At 72.2% G+C, this 15,840-nt stretch carries 17 protein-coding genes; 10 read left to right on the top strand and 7 right to left on the bottom strand.

Annotated features, from left to right (window positions below; all coding sequences use genetic code 11):
• The first annotated feature begins 19 nt into the window (after window positions 1-19).
• From ACGFRG_RS33405 to ACGFRG_RS33425, 5 genes are all read left to right on the top strand, one after another.
• Window positions 20-640: a TetR/AcrR family transcriptional regulator gene (locus tag ACGFRG_RS33405; protein WP_393270077.1), complete on the top strand. Its 621-nt coding sequence runs from the start codon at window positions 20-22 to the stop codon at window positions 638-640.
• A gap of 186 nt (window positions 641-826) precedes the next feature.
• On the top strand, window positions 827-1,027 hold the full coding sequence (locus ACGFRG_RS33410) for a hypothetical protein (RefSeq protein WP_361428509.1): 201 nt from the start codon (window positions 827-829) through the stop codon (window positions 1,025-1,027).
• A gap of 128 nt (window positions 1,028-1,155) precedes the next feature.
• Complete coding sequence (locus tag ACGFRG_RS33415; protein WP_361428507.1) at window positions 1,156-2,430, top strand: cytochrome P450; 1,275 nt, start codon at window positions 1,156-1,158, stop codon at window positions 2,428-2,430.
• Window positions 2,431-2,664: 234 nt separating this feature from the next.
• Window positions 2,665-3,600, top strand: a complete 936-nt coding sequence (locus ACGFRG_RS33420) for a hypothetical protein (protein ID WP_393270081.1) — start codon at window positions 2,665-2,667, stop codon at window positions 3,598-3,600.
• A 217-nt stretch (window positions 3,601-3,817) separates the two neighbouring features.
• Window positions 3,818-4,084, top strand: a complete 267-nt coding sequence (locus ACGFRG_RS33425; protein WP_361428503.1) for a chaplin — start codon at window positions 3,818-3,820, stop codon at window positions 4,082-4,084.
• Between the two features lie 120 nt (window positions 4,085-4,204).
• On the opposite strand, the gene ACGFRG_RS33430 is transcribed toward ACGFRG_RS33425, so the two are convergent.
• Together ACGFRG_RS33430 and ACGFRG_RS33435 are read right to left on the bottom strand one after the other, a co-directional pair.
• Entirely contained in the window at window positions 4,205-5,083 is an 879-nt protein-coding gene (locus ACGFRG_RS33430; RefSeq protein WP_361428501.1) for a tyrosinase family protein, read from the bottom strand.
• A 109-nt stretch (window positions 5,084-5,192) separates the two neighbouring features.
• Window positions 5,193-5,891 carry a tyrosinase family oxidase copper chaperone gene (locus ACGFRG_RS33435; RefSeq protein WP_393270085.1) on the bottom strand — a complete coding sequence of 233 codons (699 nt, stop codon included), beginning with the start codon at window positions 5,889-5,891 and terminating at the stop codon, window positions 5,193-5,195.
• Window positions 5,892-6,403: 512 nt separating this feature from the next.
• Here ACGFRG_RS33435 and ACGFRG_RS33440 point away from each other — a divergent pair.
• The gene (locus ACGFRG_RS33440; RefSeq protein WP_393270088.1) at window positions 6,404-6,676 is read left to right on the top strand and encodes a hypothetical protein; all 273 of its coding nucleotides are present in this window, start codon (window positions 6,404-6,406) and stop codon (window positions 6,674-6,676) included.
• 91 nt (window positions 6,677-6,767) lie between these two features.
• Here ACGFRG_RS33440 and ACGFRG_RS33445 read toward each other — a convergent pair whose 3' ends face one another.
• From ACGFRG_RS33445 to ACGFRG_RS33465, 5 genes are all read right to left on the bottom strand, one after another.
• Window positions 6,768-7,268, bottom strand: coding sequence for a DUF5949 family protein (locus tag ACGFRG_RS33445; protein ID WP_393270091.1), 501 nt, complete (start codon window positions 7,266-7,268; stop codon window positions 6,768-6,770).
• 228 nt (window positions 7,269-7,496) lie between these two features.
• Window positions 7,497-7,823: a hypothetical protein gene (locus tag ACGFRG_RS33450; RefSeq protein ID WP_361428493.1), complete on the bottom strand. Its 327-nt coding sequence runs from the start codon at window positions 7,821-7,823 to the stop codon at window positions 7,497-7,499.
• A gap of 260 nt (window positions 7,824-8,083) precedes the next feature.
• A complete protein-coding gene (locus tag ACGFRG_RS33455; protein WP_393270096.1) occupies window positions 8,084-8,800 on the bottom strand; it encodes a hypothetical protein in 717 nt (238 codons plus the stop codon).
• A gap of 290 nt (window positions 8,801-9,090) precedes the next feature.
• On the bottom strand, window positions 9,091-9,330 hold the full coding sequence (locus ACGFRG_RS33460; RefSeq protein WP_393270099.1) for a chaplin: 240 nt from the start codon (window positions 9,328-9,330) through the stop codon (window positions 9,091-9,093).
• Window positions 9,331-9,471: 141 nt separating this feature from the next.
• Window positions 9,472-9,723, bottom strand: a complete 252-nt coding sequence (locus ACGFRG_RS33465; RefSeq protein ID WP_393270101.1) for a chaplin — start codon at window positions 9,721-9,723, stop codon at window positions 9,472-9,474.
• Window positions 9,724-9,991: 268 nt separating this feature from the next.
• On the opposite strand from ACGFRG_RS33465, the gene ACGFRG_RS33470 reads away from it, so the two are divergent.
• The 4 genes from ACGFRG_RS33470 to ACGFRG_RS33485 are packed head-to-tail and all read left to right on the top strand — an operon-like array spanning window position 9,992 to window position 15,834.
• Window positions 9,992-11,206 carry a glycosyltransferase gene (locus tag ACGFRG_RS33470; RefSeq protein WP_393270104.1) on the top strand — a complete coding sequence of 405 codons (1,215 nt, stop codon included), beginning with the start codon at window positions 9,992-9,994 and terminating at the stop codon, window positions 11,204-11,206.
• Window positions 11,203-12,687 carry an exopolysaccharide biosynthesis polyprenyl glycosylphosphotransferase gene (locus ACGFRG_RS33475; RefSeq protein ID WP_393270107.1) on the top strand — a complete coding sequence of 495 codons (1,485 nt, stop codon included), beginning with the start codon at window positions 11,203-11,205 and terminating at the stop codon, window positions 12,685-12,687. Before ACGFRG_RS33470 ends, ACGFRG_RS33475 begins: the two co-directional genes overlap by 4 nt.
• Window positions 12,688-12,736: 49 nt before the next feature.
• A complete protein-coding gene (locus tag ACGFRG_RS33480) occupies window positions 12,737-14,143 on the top strand; it encodes an O-antigen ligase family protein (RefSeq protein WP_393270110.1) in 1,407 nt (468 codons plus the stop codon).
• A complete protein-coding gene (locus tag ACGFRG_RS33485) occupies window positions 14,140-15,834 on the top strand; it encodes a lipid II flippase MurJ (protein ID WP_393270113.1) in 1,695 nt (564 codons plus the stop codon). The genes ACGFRG_RS33480 and ACGFRG_RS33485 overlap by 4 nt, the downstream gene beginning before the upstream one ends.
• Window positions 15,835-15,840: the final 6 nt, after the last annotated feature.

Below are 15,840 nucleotides of genomic sequence, written 5' to 3' on the forward strand. Positions count from 1 at the left end.
CCGGGTGTAGAAAGAGGGCGTGACCACCGACCGACGCACCGCCCTCGCCGACGCCGCCATCGGCGTCCTCGCCGACGAAGGCATGCGGGGCCTCACCCACCGTGCCGTGGACCGGGCGGCGGACCTGCCCCCCGGCACCACCTCCGCGTACTTCCGCACGCGGGCCGCCCTGCTCACCGCGCTCGTACGCCGCCTCGTCGAACTCGACCAGGCCGAACTCCAGTTGGCGGGGCAGGACTCCCCCGAGCCGCGCGACGCCGACGAGCTGACGGACGCCATCGCCGCGCTCGTCCAGCGGCGTCTCACCGGCGACGGCCGGCGCCGCTCGCTGGCCCGTTACGCCTGCGCCGTCGAGAGCGCGCGCGATCCGGAGCTGAGGGAGATCCTCGTACCGCGCGACAACGCGGCGCGCGACGCGGTGACGAGGTTCCTGGCCGCGCACACCCCCGAGGCCGCCGCGGCCGACGTCGAAAGCCGCACCCTCACCCTGCTCGCCTGCGTGGACGGCCTCGTCTTCGACCGCCTGGTGAGCGGCGGAGCCGTACCCCGCGAGGCCGTTCGGGGGCTGGTCGCGGGGGCGTTGGGCGCAGAAACGGAGGGATCACAGCGATCACAGCCTTCACGCCGCTCCCACCGTTAATACTGTTAATCCAGTGGGCGATTTTCCTATGGGATTCCCTTGGGTCACTCAAGTCCCGGGGAATTCATACGACTACGGGCCGGAAAGGCCGGGGCGTGCCCTCGTCGGGGTTTTGGCGTTGATACGGGCATGAATGTATGTCGAGTTCTCAGTACTGCGGTGGCAGGGTCGGCACTGGTGGCCGCTATGGCTCCTTCTGCTCAGGCGCTTGACCTCGGTCGGACCATCAGTAGCGCCGCGCACACGGCGACGGTTGCCGGGGAGCAGGCCAAGCCGGTGGCCGAGCAGATTGTCGGGCACAACCTGAACAAGCGGGTGAAGGCCGTCGGGGAAGCGGTCCGGGCGGGCACCGACGCCGCCAAGGCCGGGCACGAACTGCTCAGTTGATCCCCGCTGATCGTCGCGCTCTCTCTTTCTCTCCGGTCCCGGGTGTGTCCCCGGGACCGGATTCTTCTTTTTTCGAGCCTTTTATGTGACAGTTACTACAGTTGTGACAGTTACAACTGTAATGGCGGATGGGTGTGCTCGTGCGCGGTGCAGAGATCGATCTCGCGGATCCCGCCTTCTGGACGCTTTCGCGGGAACGGCGTCTTGAAGCCTTCGCACGGCTGCGGCAGTTGGAGCGGCCCGCCTATTTCGTCGAGCGGCGGGCGTCCTGGCGCGGACCCGAGCGCGGGTTCTACGCGCTGGTGCGGCACGCCGATGTGGTGGAGGCGAGTCGGCTGCCCGAGGTATTCGCCAGCGCCCCCGGTGTCACCGCGCCCGAGCCGCCCCGCTGGGTGCGAGCGGTTTTCGGGGACTCCATGGTCAATCTGGACGGGCCGCGGCACGCGCAGTTGCGGCGGATCGTCTCGCGGGCTTTCACCCCCCGGGTGCTCGCCGACGCCGAGGCGGACATCGGCCGGCTCGCCGCCCGTATCGTCGACGACGTGATGGCCTCCCGGGCCGACGAATTCGTCTCCGCGGTCGCCTCGCGCATGGCCTTCGGGGTCATCTGCGACATGCTGGGCGTGCCCGAGCAGGGGCGGATCGAGATCGCCCGGCAGGTCGACCGGGCGTCCGAGAACGCCGGAATCGCCCGTACGCTCCGCTCCCGCATTCGCGTCCCCGGGCGAGGACTTCGAGCGCTCGGCCGTATGCAACTCACCGTCGCCGCCCTCGGGCGCGAGCGGCGGCGGCGGCCCACCGGGGATCTGATTTCCGCGCTCGTGTGCGCGGACGTCGACGGACAGGCGCTCAGCACACGGCAGTTGGGGTCGTTCTTCTCGCTGCTCATGGTCGCCGGCGTCGAGACCACACGCAATGCCATCGCCCATGCGCTCGTCCTGCTCACCGACCACCCCGAACAGCGGGAACTGCTGGCCGGTGATTTCGAGCGGTACGCCGACGGGGCCGTGGACGAGATCGTACGGTTCTCCACACCCATCATCCAGTTCCGGCGGAATGTGATCGGCCCTCATGTTCTGGGCGGCGGGCATGCGCTGGCGAGCGGTGACCGGGTCATGCTTCTGTATGCCTCCGCCAACCGCGACGAGGCCGTCTTCGCCGATCCCGAGTCCTTCGACATCACCCGGCGGCCCAATCCGCATCTGGGGTACGGGGGCGGTGGGCCGCACTATTGCCTCGGGGCCCATCTGGCCCGGGTGGAGATCAAATCCCTGCTGCGGGAGCTGCTGAACCGGCCGCTCGCCCTGCGTACCGTGGGAAGGCCCGACCTCGGGCACTCCAACTTCGACAATCGCGTACGGGCCCAGCGTATTTCCTTCGAGCCCGCCCGGGCGAGGGCGTAGTCCTGCACTCCTGCACTCCTGCAGTCCCACATTCCTACCGCCGAACAGATCATCCGATTTGCGCTAGACGGGTTGCTGCACGCGCCGTCCGGTGCGGACACGCGCGCGGATACGGCGTTTCCCCGGATGCCCGGAGTATTCGTATCAGCATCTGGTCCGTTCAATAACGGTCCGACTGGTTCAGCTGGTCGTTTGGTCCTTTCTCCTCGCATTCTGTCGAAGGGTTAGTTCGGCATGCACAACATCTCTGGTTCTGTCGCGCGGGCTGCCCTGGTGGCCGGCCTCGTCACCACGCTGGGCACCGCCTACAGCGCCGCCGCGGTCGGCCATGACCCGGGCGGCGACCGGTCCGCCGCCGCGCCGCCGGGGGCGGCGGCCGCGCCGGTCGCCGGGCAGCGGACGGGCGCCGGGGCGGACTCCGGTACGCAGAACGGTTCGCAGGACGGTGCGCAGTCGAGTACGCAGTCCGGTGGGCGGGCGGGCGGGCAGGACGGTCCGTACTCCGGGCCCGGTGGCCATGCCGACTCCGCCTCCGACGGCCGCGAAGGCCGCACCGAAGGCCGCATCGACGGCCGTGGTGATCACGACGGGTACGGGGACGAGCACCAGGGCGGCGGCAACAGCTACGGCGGAAACGGCGGCGGCGGGAGCTACGGGCACGGGCACGAGTACGGCCGCGACCATGAACACGGCCGCGACCACGAGCAGGGACGCGACCACGAGCACGGGAACGGCCACGAGTACGGGAACGAGCACGGTAACGGCGAGGAGAACGGGTACGGGAACGAGACCTCGCACCCCCGCCCGTCCCACACCCCCACGCCCACCCCGACCCACACCAAGCCCCCCTGCACACCCACTCACCCGCCGAAGCCGACGCCCTCCACGCCCGGCGGCTGGACCACGCCTCCCGAGGAGACGCCGACCCCTCCCGAGGAGACGACGACCCCTCCCGAGGAGACGACGACCCCTCCCGAGGAGACGACGCCTCCTCCCGGCAGCACGACGCCGCCGCACCCGGGCAAGCCCCCGGAGCTGGCGCACACCGGCGGCTCCGGCAGCGAGCTGCTCCCGCTCGTCCTCGGCGCGGCCAGCGGCACCCTCCTGATCACCGGCGGGGCGGCGTTCGCGCTGACCCGGCGCGCGGCCCGGCATCAGCAGACGCCGTAGCGCGAGGTCGTGACCGAGGCCGAGGCCGATGCCGCAGCCGAGGTGCAGTCGAGGTCGCGGTCGTCCCCCTGTGCCTCGGCGAGACGCAGTAAACCTCCGTTACTTCTTTACGCCGGGCGCGTTTAGCCATGGCAACTGCGGCTTCGCGGTGGCCGATGGCCGTCGTCAGCCCCGAAGCCGTCAGCCCCGAAGCGTTGGAACAAACAAGGAGAACTTGATGTCTCGTATCGCGAAGACCGTCGCCGTCCTCGCCTCAACGGGCGCGGTGGCCCTGAGCGGTGCCGGCATGGCCGTGGCCGACGCGGGGGCGCACGGCGAAGCGTCGCACTCCCCCGGTGTGGCCTCCGGCAACGTCATCCAGGTGCCGATCCACGTGCCCGTCAACGTCTGCGGCCTCACCGTGAACGTGATCGGCGCCCTGAACCCGGCGTTCGGCAACCACTGCGAGAACAACAGCGGCCACGGCGGCGGCTACGGGCACTGACCGCCCGTCAGCGCCCGGTCATCCGACCGGCCGCACGCGTACGGCCTCCCGGAACTTTTCCGGGAGGCCGTACGTATGTCTGAGTGCGCCTCTGAGTATGTAGATGGCGGTGCGTACGTGTCAGTCCGCGTATTTGTAGATCTTGGAGTGGTCCAGCAGCGCTGCTGGAGTCGTGTTCCACGGCGGCATGCGGTCGTGGAGGGCGGCCACACGGCCGTTCTGGGGATCGCCGGACGGGGGTGGTTGGGTGGGGCGGTAGCCCGATTTGGGGTGGCGGGTCTGCCAGCGGGACCAGATGAGGTCGACGAAGGCGTGGTGCAGCCAGAAGACGGGGTCGTTCACGGCGCCGCCGCCGATCATCGTGCCGCCGATCCAGCGGTGCACCCGGTTGTGGGTGCGGAGCTTGTCGACGCCGGTGCCGTCGGCCCAGCCCTCCATCTTGTTGCGGAAGCCGGTGCTGCTGGTGGAGTCCCAGGGGGCGACGTCGTAGACGGCGTCACGCAGGGCCCGGTTGAGGTCGTCGCGTGGCGGCAGGTCGAGCGGGTCCTGGCGGCGGGCCATCTGGCGGCCGAGGTCGCGGGTGAGGAACGGGTCCTCGGTGACGCCTTCGATACGCCAGTGGCCGTGCCCGTACGCGAAGGGCCCGGTCATCACCTGAAGGTCCTCGCGGCGCCCGTTGCCACCCATGAAGTCCTCGCCCCACAGGGACGACGCCGGGGTGTTGTCCCTGGTCCAGTCCCAGTACGGGACGGTGACACGCGGGTTGATCTTGCGCAGCTCGCGTTCGAAGTCGAGCAGGAACCGGCGGTGCCAGGGGAGGAAGGAGGGTGCCATGTGGGCGACGCGGAGTCCCTCGTCGCCGTCCCCGACGAAGTACTCGATGTGCGTACGGACGAACTCGTCGTATGTACCGCGTCGTTTGAGCTCCAGGACGGCGTTGACGAAGGCCCTCTTCTCGGCCTTCGTGAGGTTCTTCTGGTTCTTTCGGATGTACACCATGCGGGTTGTCTCACCTCGCCTGTCGGGGGCGGTGGGCGTCACATGCCGTGGAGCGTCGGGTTTCGTTGGTGCGGTGGGTGCTGTGGGTCTGGGGGGTGCTGTCGGTGCGTCACGTGCCGTGCAGCGGGGTGGCGGCCAGGCGGGCGCGGCCCAGTTCGTCGACCGCCGCGCGCACGGCCTCCAGCGGTGTCGGATACGACGTGTAGTGGTCGACGGCGCTGAGATACGTGCCGTCCGCCCGGCGCATGAGGTGCAGACGGCGGCCGTCGATGAGGGCTTCGAAGCCGGGTCCCGGACCTGCGTGGGAGGCGCCGGCGGGGCCGTGCTGCCCGGTGCCCGGGGCCTGGTTCGGCGCGCCTGACGCCGGGTTCGCGTTCAGGTGCGGTTTCGCGGCCGCCGGTGCCAGTGCGCCGGTCGGCAGCGCCGCCTGACCGGCCGGGTGCGCCTCGACGCTTACGTCCGTGGGGACGATGCGGCCCTGGATGCGGCGGCCCCGGTATGTCTCGTCGAAGGAGGCCGGCGGGCCCGGTCGCGCCGAGGCGTCGAAGGCCTGGCCGAGCCACGTGCTGGTCGGATCCGTCGGGGCGGTCGTCGGAGCGCCGGGGTCCGCCTCGGCGCGGGGGGCGGCCGTGATGCGCGCGAGGGTGCCGCCGGTGAAGGTGACGACCGACAGGGTGAACAGGCCCCGCAGGACTCCTCGGCGAGTGGACGCGGGGGCGGTCCACCGGGGGCGGCCGGGCCATGCGGCGCCGAGGCGTCGCAGTCCGGAACGCGGCCGGCGGCGGTCCGCCGGGTCTTCGCTGATCACACAGGGTCTCCGTTCTGTCCCCGGGGCTGGTCGGTCAGTGACCAGCGGCTGGTCGTTCAGTGAGGGGTTCCAGCCGTACGTATCGGGCACAACGAGGCCGTCCTGAAACCGTTCCGCCTCAAGTGATCACTTGCCCGATCACTTGCCGTCCGATCCGGCGGACGACCGTGACGTTCCGCGCCGTGGATCGTTGTTGCGGATAGGGCAGAGGAGAATGAACGCCTGCTGGGGTCCCGGAGGCCTACGCGCTTCCGGGGCCTTGGTCTCTGCGCCCTGGTCTTGATGTGCCGCCCTCGATGCAACGAGGGTCGTCATGTCAGCTCCGTACCTGACGGGTCGATTGTTGACGGGCCGACTTCTGATGGGTCGAATCCTGACGGGATCGAATCCTGACGGGTCGACAGCCGTCGACACTCGCGTGCAGTAATCGCTTGCTCGCTCAGCGCGACAGGTGTGATTTGTCGGATTAGCGTCCTAGGTGTCCGTGTTCACCACATCAGGAGACACCGAAAATGACGCTTCGTCACATAGCTGTAGCCGCCGCCCTGTCCGCCGTGGCGATCCTTCCGGTCGCCGGCGCCGCCCAGGCGGCGCCCACGGCCCGTACCCCGGCATCGGCGGCCCATCAGTGCGGGTACGGAGACAAGTGCAAGGACGACCACCGGGATCACGGTCGCTACGACCGGGATGACCGCGACGACCGGGAACACGGTCGCCACGACCGGGACGACCGGGATCACCGTGGGCACCTGGGTCTGCTGGGCCTGGTGCTGGGCATCCTCTGAGTCCCACCCCACCGGTCGGTATCCGAGAACGGCGTGTGCCGGAGACTTTCCCGTCTCCGGCACACGCCGTTCTCATGCGTACGTACGTGTCCTACCTCCGCAGGCGGCGGGCCGGGAGCACGCAGTGGGCCGCCGTCGTCAGCGTGTCCGCGTCACCCGCGAACGCCTGCAGCTGCGCCTCGGTGAGCGGCCTGCCCGGGACCGCCTCGGGCCACGGGCGGGTGGCGAAGATGAAGTTGGCGCCGCCCTGGGCCTGCGCGGCCTCCATCCACTGAGGCGGGGTGGCGCACTGGACGTTGAAGTGAGGCATCGTCAGGACCGCCTGGCCGCCCTCCAGAAGGAGGGTGATGGGCAGCGTCGCCCCGTGGTCCGGGTCATGGACGGTTCCGGCGGGCATACCGAGCTCGTCGAGCAGCTCCCGGGCGGCGGCCTCGGCGCCCTCGGGGCCGCCTTCGCCGTCACCCAGCGAGTACGCCAGGAGGAAGGCCACGTCACGGCCCTCTTCGGGGTGCGGGCCGCTCCACGCGAGCAGGGCGAGGGTGCCCAACCGGGCGTTCCTGGACGGGCGTACGGTGCGGGGGGCTGTGGTCATGGCGGGACTCTAGCGACATTGGTTCGCGATGCGGACCAATCGCCACCCGTTAGGGCGAATCGGGATTGCCGGTGGTTCTTTTGACTGCGGTCACTGCGGGCCGTCATGGGCCGGTCGCGCAGTTCCCCGCGCCCCTGGGGGTGCCCGCTCAGGTATTTCGTGCGCTCAGACATTCCGGATTCATTCGCTTTGCGAATTGTGCAGATCCGGAAATTCCTCACCTATTTGTCAGTGGCCGACCGGAAGGCCGCCCAGCAGGCCTGCCGGGGCGATGCCGTTCGTCTTGTTCAGGCCGCCCGTGGCCTGGGCGACCGTGTGGAAGAGGGAGTCGCTCTTGGTCGGGTCGAGGGCCTGGGTCTGGACGATCGTGGGCGTGGGGTCGGCGAGCGTGCGGCTGGCCAACGTCTCCAGGCCGCCGTTGAGGCTGGTCGGAGCCATGCCCGCGGTGTCGAAGCCGCCGCTCGCGAAGGCCGGGGACGCGGCGCCCGCGACCGCCAGGGAACCGGCAACGATCGCGGCGGCCTTCATCGCGTGCATCGGCTTCGTCGACTTCATCATCATTTCCTTCCTGTGGCGACTTATGTCGCGCCATTAAGGGTTTTCGCACTGCTTCTTCCTGGGTAACGACCTGTCCGCCCGGGGGAAACCCAGTAATCGGGAAATTGTTGCCGGACCACTCGTATGAAGTGGGCCGCGCCGATACTCGTATGAAGGCGTTCCTCGTATCAGCTGGAAGGCATCTGTACAGCACAAAGCGCCGGTCCACGGGGACCGGCGCTTTCCGTTTGTGCGGGGGTCGTACGAGGGTGCGGCGCTCAGGAGGAATTCGGGAGGCTGGACAGCGGGAGCGGAACGGGCAGCCCCGAGACCGGGAGCTTGGGGAGTGCGGGCAGGCCCGGGAGGTTGGGGAGGGGCAGGCCGCTGCCCAGCACCGTGGCCATGACGAAGCCGACCAGGGCGGTGACCACCGCGGTGGCGTCTCCCACGAGCGCCGTGGCGTTGGCGGCGGTGAGGTCCTTGACCAGCTGGTCCACGGCTTTCTGCAGGGCGGCCAGGGCGTCGCCCTTGAGGTCCGCCGCCGGCGCCTTGGCCGCGGCCGCGGGCGCGCCGTGCAGCGCCGCCTTGGGCAGCGGAAGTCCGGGCAGCGGGGGCTGTGGTACAGGCAGCGGCGCCGCCGGGGTGGCCGGGGTGGCCGGGGTGGCCGGGACCGCGGCGGTCAGCTTGGCGATCGCGGCCTTGACGGCGGCGGTGAGCTTGTCCAGGTCCGCTGCGGGGACCTTGCCGTCGTCCGCTTTGAGGGCCGCGGTGACCAGGTCGGTCACCGGGGTGAGCACTGCCCCGATGTCGCCCAGCGCCTTGATCTGGGCGAGGAGCGCGTCGGCGCCCGGTACCGGTGCCTCGGCCGGGACCACCACCGGGCGTGGCTTGGGCTGTTCGGCGGCCATCGCGGTGCCTGCGGCACCGGCGACGCAGAAGGCCATCGAGGCGGTGACGGCGGTTGCGGTGATTCGACGGGAGGCGCGACCACGCATGGAAGGGTGTCTCCTTCGTGAGGGAACGGATGTCCCTCACCTTGTGTGCGCCATGACCCACCTGCAACCGGATGATCACACCGTGTGATCAACTGACAGATCCTCACCTCTCTGAGCTGGGCGAACCCATGAGCGTGAACTGACGGGGCGTGCGGCCGTTCGTGGGCGGCCCGTCGGCCCCGTCCCCCGGATGGCCGACCGTCCGTACACGCACGAAGCCGCCCTCCCCGGTGGGGAAGAGCGGCCTCGGTACAACCGTGACGTGGTGAGACGTCAGACGTGGTGAGACGTCAGTTGTTGACGCAGGTGTTGCCGAACGCCGGGTTCAGCAGCCCGACGAGGTTCACGGTGTTGCCGCAGACGTTGACGGGCACGTGGACCGGGATCTGGATCAGGTTGCCGGACAGGACGCCCGGGGAGTGGCTCGCCTCGCCCCCCGCGTTGGCGTCGGCGGCGGCGGCGCCGGCACCGGCGGCGACGGCCGCTGCGGCAGCGGCGGAAAGAGCGAGGGCCTTGGCGGTACGCGACATGAAGAAGCGCTCCTCTTGAATGTGGGGCTGTGACCGGGCGTCGTCGCCCGGTCTATCGATCAACGCAGGTCAAGGCCCGTGGTTGTGGCCTGACTGGGTGAACTCACTCCTGGCGGGGTGAACTCACGTCGACTGACGGGGTCAGTCGTTGGTGCAGCGGTTGCCGAACGCGGGGTTGAGCACACCGATCACGTTGACGGTGTTGCCGCAGACGTTGACGGGCACGTGGATCGGCACCTGGATGACGTTGCCGGAGAGCACGCCCGGGGAGTGCGTCGCGACTCCGTCGGCGTGCGCGCCACCGTGGCCGCCGGCCGCCGCGACGCCGGCGCCGAGGACGACGACGGCCGCGCTCGTACCGGCCATCGCCATGGACTTGGCAATGCGCTTCATCACTTTTTCCTTTCAGGTCGACGATGAGGCACTTCCTCAACGAGCCTGTTTACGAATGGATACGGATGATCACCCGATGGGACACTCCGAAAACCCATTCCTAGCGGGCCCTCGCGGTGAATACGGCTACAGTTGCCCCCCGCCCGTTGACCACTCGAAACAGGGTCTGTCCGGGCGCTTCGGCCATCCGGCTCAGCAATGCGGAATTCCATGACCGAGCCGGTGAAAGTACACCCGTTCGGCGGCCCGCTTATACGAATACCTTCACATGAGCGGAAGTGAGCGCGTGCAGCCGCAATTTCCAGCAGCCGAAACAGGGACCGAACGGGAGGCCGAACCCCTGCACGTCCTGCATCTCGTGCAGCCCGTCGACGGCGGGGTCGCCCGGGTCGTGGTCGATCTGGTGCGGCATCAGCTGCTGGACGGGATGCGGGTGTCCGTGGCGTGCCCGCGCGCGGGGCGGCTCGGCGCGGAGCTCGCCCGGCTCGGGGCGGATACGTACGTATGGGAGGCGACCCGCGCTCCGGGGCCCTCTCTGGTGGGCGAGAGCGTGCGGGCGGGGCGGCTGGTGCGGCGGCTGGGACCCGATGTGGTGCACGCGCACAGCGCGAAGGCGGGCGTCGCGGCGCGCGTCGCCGTGCGCGGGCGCGTGCCGACCGTGTTCCAGCCGCACGCCTGGTCGTTCGAGGCGGTCACCGGCGCGGTCGCGCTGGCCTCGCGGCTGTGGGAGCGGGTGGCGGTGCGCTGGACCGCACGGGTGGTCTGCGTCAGCGAGGGTGAACGGCGCACCGGGGAGCGCGCGGGGGTACGCGCGCGCTGGTCGGTGGTTCCCAACGGTGTCGACCTGGAGCGGTACCGGCCCCGGCGCGACGGCGAGGACCCGCGCGCCGCCCTGCCCGCGCTCGCGCATATCGCGCCGAACGCGCCGCTGGTGGTGTGCGTGGGCAGGCTCTGCCGGCAGAAGGGGCAGGACGTACTCCTGGACGCCTGGCGGGAGTTGGGGAGCGAGCTGCCCGGGGCGCGGCTCGTGCTGGTGGGCGACGGGCCCGACGAGCAGGCGCTGCGGGCGGCCGCGCCCGGCTCGGTGGTGTTCGCCGGGGCCGTCGAGGACGTCACCGCCTGGTACCGGGCCGCCGACGTCGTCGTCCTGCCCTCGCGGTGGGAGGGCATGGCGCTGGCGCCGCTGGAGGCGATGGCCTGCCAGAAACCCGTCGTCGTTACAGATGTGGGCGGTTCGTCCCAGAGCCTGCCGCCCGGGCACGCGCCGTTCTGCCTCGTCCCGCCGGACAGTCCGCAGGCGCTGGCCCGGGCCGTCGGCGCTCTGCTCCGTGACGCGCCGCTGCGTGACGCCCTGGGCCACCAGGGCCATCAGCACGTGTCCACCACCCACGATGTGCGGCAGACGGCGGGAACGATCGCGGACGTGTACCGCGAAGTGGCCGGCGCGCGGCGCTCCGAGTACAGGGAAGCCATCCACCAGTGACTGCGGACAACACCGTTCCCCCTCCAGGGAGCGTTCCTTCCCCGGCGGGTCCGCGCCGGGGCGGCGGGGGTGCGGCGGGGGCCGTGTCGGTGGTGGCGACGCCGCGCGGCGCACCCGGACAGCAGACCCCGCCACCGCTCCCGCTCCGGCGCGCGCCCCGCCCGCGTACGGACGTGCTTCTCGTGGCGGCGGACGGCGCGGCGGCGCTCGCGGGGGTGGCGGCGGCCGCCGTGCCGGGGCCGGCCGCCGCCGCTCTCGTGGCGGGGGTGCTCGCGCTCCACGCGTACGCCGGGCTGTACCGGCCGCATTCGATCGTGGCGGGCGGGGTCCTCGACGAGGTGCCCGCGCTGGCCTTCCGGGCGGCCGTCGCCTGGTGCGTGCTCGCGGCCGTGCTCGCCGCGCTGCGGCCGGACCTGGCGCTCGGGTCCGGGGCGCTGGCCGGGGCGTGCGCGGCCCAGCTCGGGGCGAGTTGCTGCGGGCGGGCTGCGGTGTACGGGGTGCGGCGGCGCCGGGCGGCGCGCGCGCCGCGCTCCGCGCTGGTGGTGGGCCCGCCCGGGGCGGCGCTGCGGGTGACGGCGGCGCTCGCCCGGCGTCCGCTGGGCGGGATCCGGCCGGTCGGGGTGGTGGTGCCGGTGACCGCGCAGCCGCCGGACGGCGCCGGGGTGCCGGTGCTGCGGACCATCGAGGAGGTGCAGCGCGCGATCATCCAGAACAGCGTCCGGGACGTCCTGTTCACCGACGCCGACGCCGCCGACCACTCGGTCCTGCTGAGCCAGCTCGGCGCCTGGGGCTGCACCCTGTGGTACGTGGACACCCGCGCCCCCGTGGTCGCGGCGGGCGGGCGGGGCGGGGAGCTCGCGGCGTTCCCGGTGCGGCGGGTGCAGATGACGGACGTGGCCCGGCCCGGGTTCGTGGTGAAGCGGCTGCTGGACCTGGCCGTCGCCGTGACGGCGTTGCTCCTGGCGGCTCCGGTGCTGCTGGTGTGCGCGGCGCTGCTGCGGTGGAGCGACGGGCCGGGGGTGGTGTTCCGCCAGGAGCGCGTGGGGCGCGACGGGCACACCTTCACGCTTCTCAAGTTCCGCACCCTGCGGCCCGCCGACGCGCACGAGGCGGCCACCCGCTGGAGCGTCGCGGACGACGAGCGGATGAGCCGGACCGGCCGGATCATGCGGCTGACCTCGCTGGACGAGCTGCTGAACCTGTGGAACGTGGTGCGCGGCGACATGAGCCTGGTGGGGCCGCGCCCGGAACGGCCCTACTTCGTGGCCCAGTTCGGGCAGGCGCACCGCGGCTATCTGGCACGCCACCGGATGCCGGTCGGGATCACCGGGCTCGCCCAGGTGCAGGGGCTGCGCGGCGACACCTCGATCGAGGACCGAGCGCGCTACGACAACTACTACATCGACCACTGGTCGCCCTGGCAGGACGTGTGCGTCCTGGTGCGCACGGCGGCGTCCCTGGCGCGTCCGACGGGGAGCTGACGATGTGTCATATCAGGTACGCCCGGGTGCGCCCGGCCCGGGGGCGGACATGAGCGCGGTCGCGGCCGGGGCGGCGCCCCGGGCCGCCGCCGGGCCCGTGACTCCCCGTACCGCCCGCCGCCTCGTACGGCTGCTGCCGCTGCTCGCCGTGCTCGTCCTGCTCGCGGTGCCGCCGCCGGGCGGGGCGGGCGGCGGCGACGGCCCGGGCAGTGGGACGCTCGCGGACGCCGCCTCCGGTGTGCTGGTGCTGTGGGCCTTCGGGTCGGCGCTGCGCACCGGGTCGCGGCCGCTGGCGCCGTTGGCGGCCGCTCTGTTCGCGCTCGCGGGGGTGGGGATCGCGGTGGCGGCGGCGGGCGCGGGCGAGGTGGCGGACGCGCTGCCCGGGATGGCCCGCTACCTCCAGATCTTCGTCCTGGTCCCGGTCTCGGTGCTGCTCCTGGTCCGCGACCGGCACGACTTCCGCGTCGTCGCCGGGGCGCTGGTGGCGCTCGCGCTGTTCGAGGGCGGGGTCGGCGTCCACCAGTATCTGACCGTCACCGGCGCCTCGTACATGGGCGAGGACATCCGCGCGGTCGGCACCTTCGGCGCCTCGGACATCATGGGCATGGCCACGGTCGTCGCGTACGGACTGGTGGGCGCGGTGGGGCTCGCGCTGGCGCCCGGCGCCCGTACGCCGGAGCCCGGTGCGTGGGCGGGGCGCGCGTGGCGGCCGCTCGCGCTGGTGTGTGCGACGGTGCTTCTGCTGCCGCTCGCGCTGTCGTTCAGCCGGGGCGCGTGGATCGCGACGGCGATCGCGTGCGGCGTACTGCTGCTGCTCTCGGGTGTCCGGCGGGCCCTGCTCGTCGTGGTGGCGGGGGCCGCGCTCGCGGTCGTCCTGGTGGGCGGCGCGGGGGCGGGCACCGCGCTGCTCCAGGAGCGCCTGTCCAGCATCACCCAGGTCGCCGACGCCCCCGACCAGTCCGTCACCGACCGGTACACCCTGTGGAGCGCGGCCGTCGGGATGTGGCGCGAGTCGCCGGTGAGGGGCGTCGGCCTGAAGGGGTTCCCGGCCCACCGCGACAGCCACGCCCCGCTCGCCCTGTCCTCGGGCAGCGACACGGCGGGCGCGGGCGCCGCCTTCCACCGCCAGCCGCTGCTCTCCCCGCACAACATGTACCTGCTGGTGCTCAGCGAACAGGGCCTGGTGGGCGTGTGCACGCTGGTGGCGGGGTGGGGGGCGCTGCTGGTGTGTGCGGTGCGACGGTTGTTGCGCGTGTTGTACGGGTCCGGGCGCGCGTCCGGCCGCGACGCCGACTGCGGCCTCGTCGGCACCGGGCTGCTCGTGTGGCTGCTCGTCGACTTCTTCTACGGGGACATCGGCGGCCCCTCCACCGTCCTGACCGCGATCGTCCTCGGCCTCGCGGCGTGGTGGGCGGTGGGGCGGCGGGACGGTTCCGGGTGGGGGGCGGGGCGATGACCGAGGCCTTCCGCACCACCGGTACGTCCCGCACGGACGTCCCCCGCACCGACGCCCCCCGGGCCCTGGAGCGGGCGCCGCTCGGCCGCGAGCTCGAACCCGCCTCCTCCACCGGCAGGTTCCTCGCCCGCGCGGCCGCCGTCACCGCCGCGCTGACCGTCGCGGGCGCGGTGCTGGGGCTCGTACGGGACCAGACGTTCGCGCACGTCTTCGGCGCGGACGGGGACACGGACGCGTTCCTGGTGGCGTGGACCGTTCCGGAGGTGGCCGCCACGCTGCTCATCGAGGACGGGCTCGCGCTGATCCTCGTACCGGCGTTCAGCCTGGCGGCGGTGCGGCGCGGGCGTACGCGTCCCGGCCGCCCCGACCCCGTACGCGCGCTGGTGGCCGCGACCCTCCCCCGGCTGATGCTCGCGCTCGCGGCGGTGGCGCTGCTGCTGGTCGTGGCGGCGCCCGCGCTGGTGGACCTGCTCGCGCCCGGGCTGCCCGAGCCGGGCCTCGCGGTCGACTGCACCCGGCTGACGGCGACCTGCGCGCTCACCTTCGGGCTCGCCGGGTACTGCAGCGCGGCCCTGCGTGGCCACGGCCGCTTCCTCGCCCCGGCCACGATCTACCTCGCGTACAACGCGGGCATCATCACCGTGCTGCTCGCCTTCGGCGCCCGCTGGGGGGTACGGGCGGCGGCGGCCGGGGTCGCGGTCGGCGGCGCCCTGATGGTGGCGGCGCAGGCGCCGTCGCTGTGGCGGGGGGTGCGGCGTACGGCGCGTACGGGCATGAAAAGGCCCGCGCGGCCCGCGCCGGGAAAGCGGCCCGACGCGCTGCGCCTCGCCATGGTCGCCCCCGTGATCGTCTTCGCGCTGAGCCGCCAGTGCCAGACCCTGGTCGAACGCCATCTCGCGGCCCCGCTCCCGGCGGGCGCCATCTCGCATCTCAACTACGCCCAGAAAGTGGCGCAGATGCCGATGGTGCTGTCCCTGATGCTCTGCACGGTCACCTTCCCCGTGGTCGCCCGCGCGCTCGCGGCGGGCGAGCGGGAGCGGGCCCGGCGGCGCGTCGAGGGCGACCTCCTGGTCGCGGGGGCGATCGTGCTGCTCGGCGCGGCCGTGGTGATCGGCTGCGCGCCGCAGATCGTGCGACTCCTGTTCCAGCGCGGCGCGTTCGGCCCCGCCGACACCGCCGCCACGGCCGCCGTGATGCGGGTGTACGCGCTGGGGCTGCTCGCCCAGACGATGGTCGGCGTCCTGGTGCGCTCGTACTTCTCGGCCGCCCGGCCCACCTGGTACCCGGCCGCCACCATGCTGGTGTGCCTGGCCGTCACGGCGGCGGCCGGGGCGTGGGCCGCACCCCGGTGGGGCGCCTCGGGCATCGCCGCCGCCAACGCGCTCGGCATCGCGGCCGGCGCGCTGGGGCTGCTCGCCGGGACGGGACGGCGTTCCGTCGGGCTTGAGCGGGGGCGGCTCGGCGGCGAGCTGGCGAAACTGGCCGCCGCCGGAGCCGGGGCGAGCGGCGCCTGCTGGTGGTGCGCGGCGCGGGTGGCCGAGCCCGCCGCCGCGATCGCCACCGGATCGCTGGCGGCTCTGCTGACCTTCACCTTCCTGGCCCGGGCCGCGCGGGTGCGCGGCTTCGCCCCGCTGACCCTGCTCGCCCTGCTCGTCCGCCCCGTCACCCGAAGGCTCCGGCATGCCCGCTGACACCTC

The organism is Streptomyces sp. NPDC048696 (assembly GCF_043198895.1).
GTDB lineage: Bacteria > Actinomycetota > Actinomycetes > Streptomycetales > Streptomycetaceae > Streptomyces.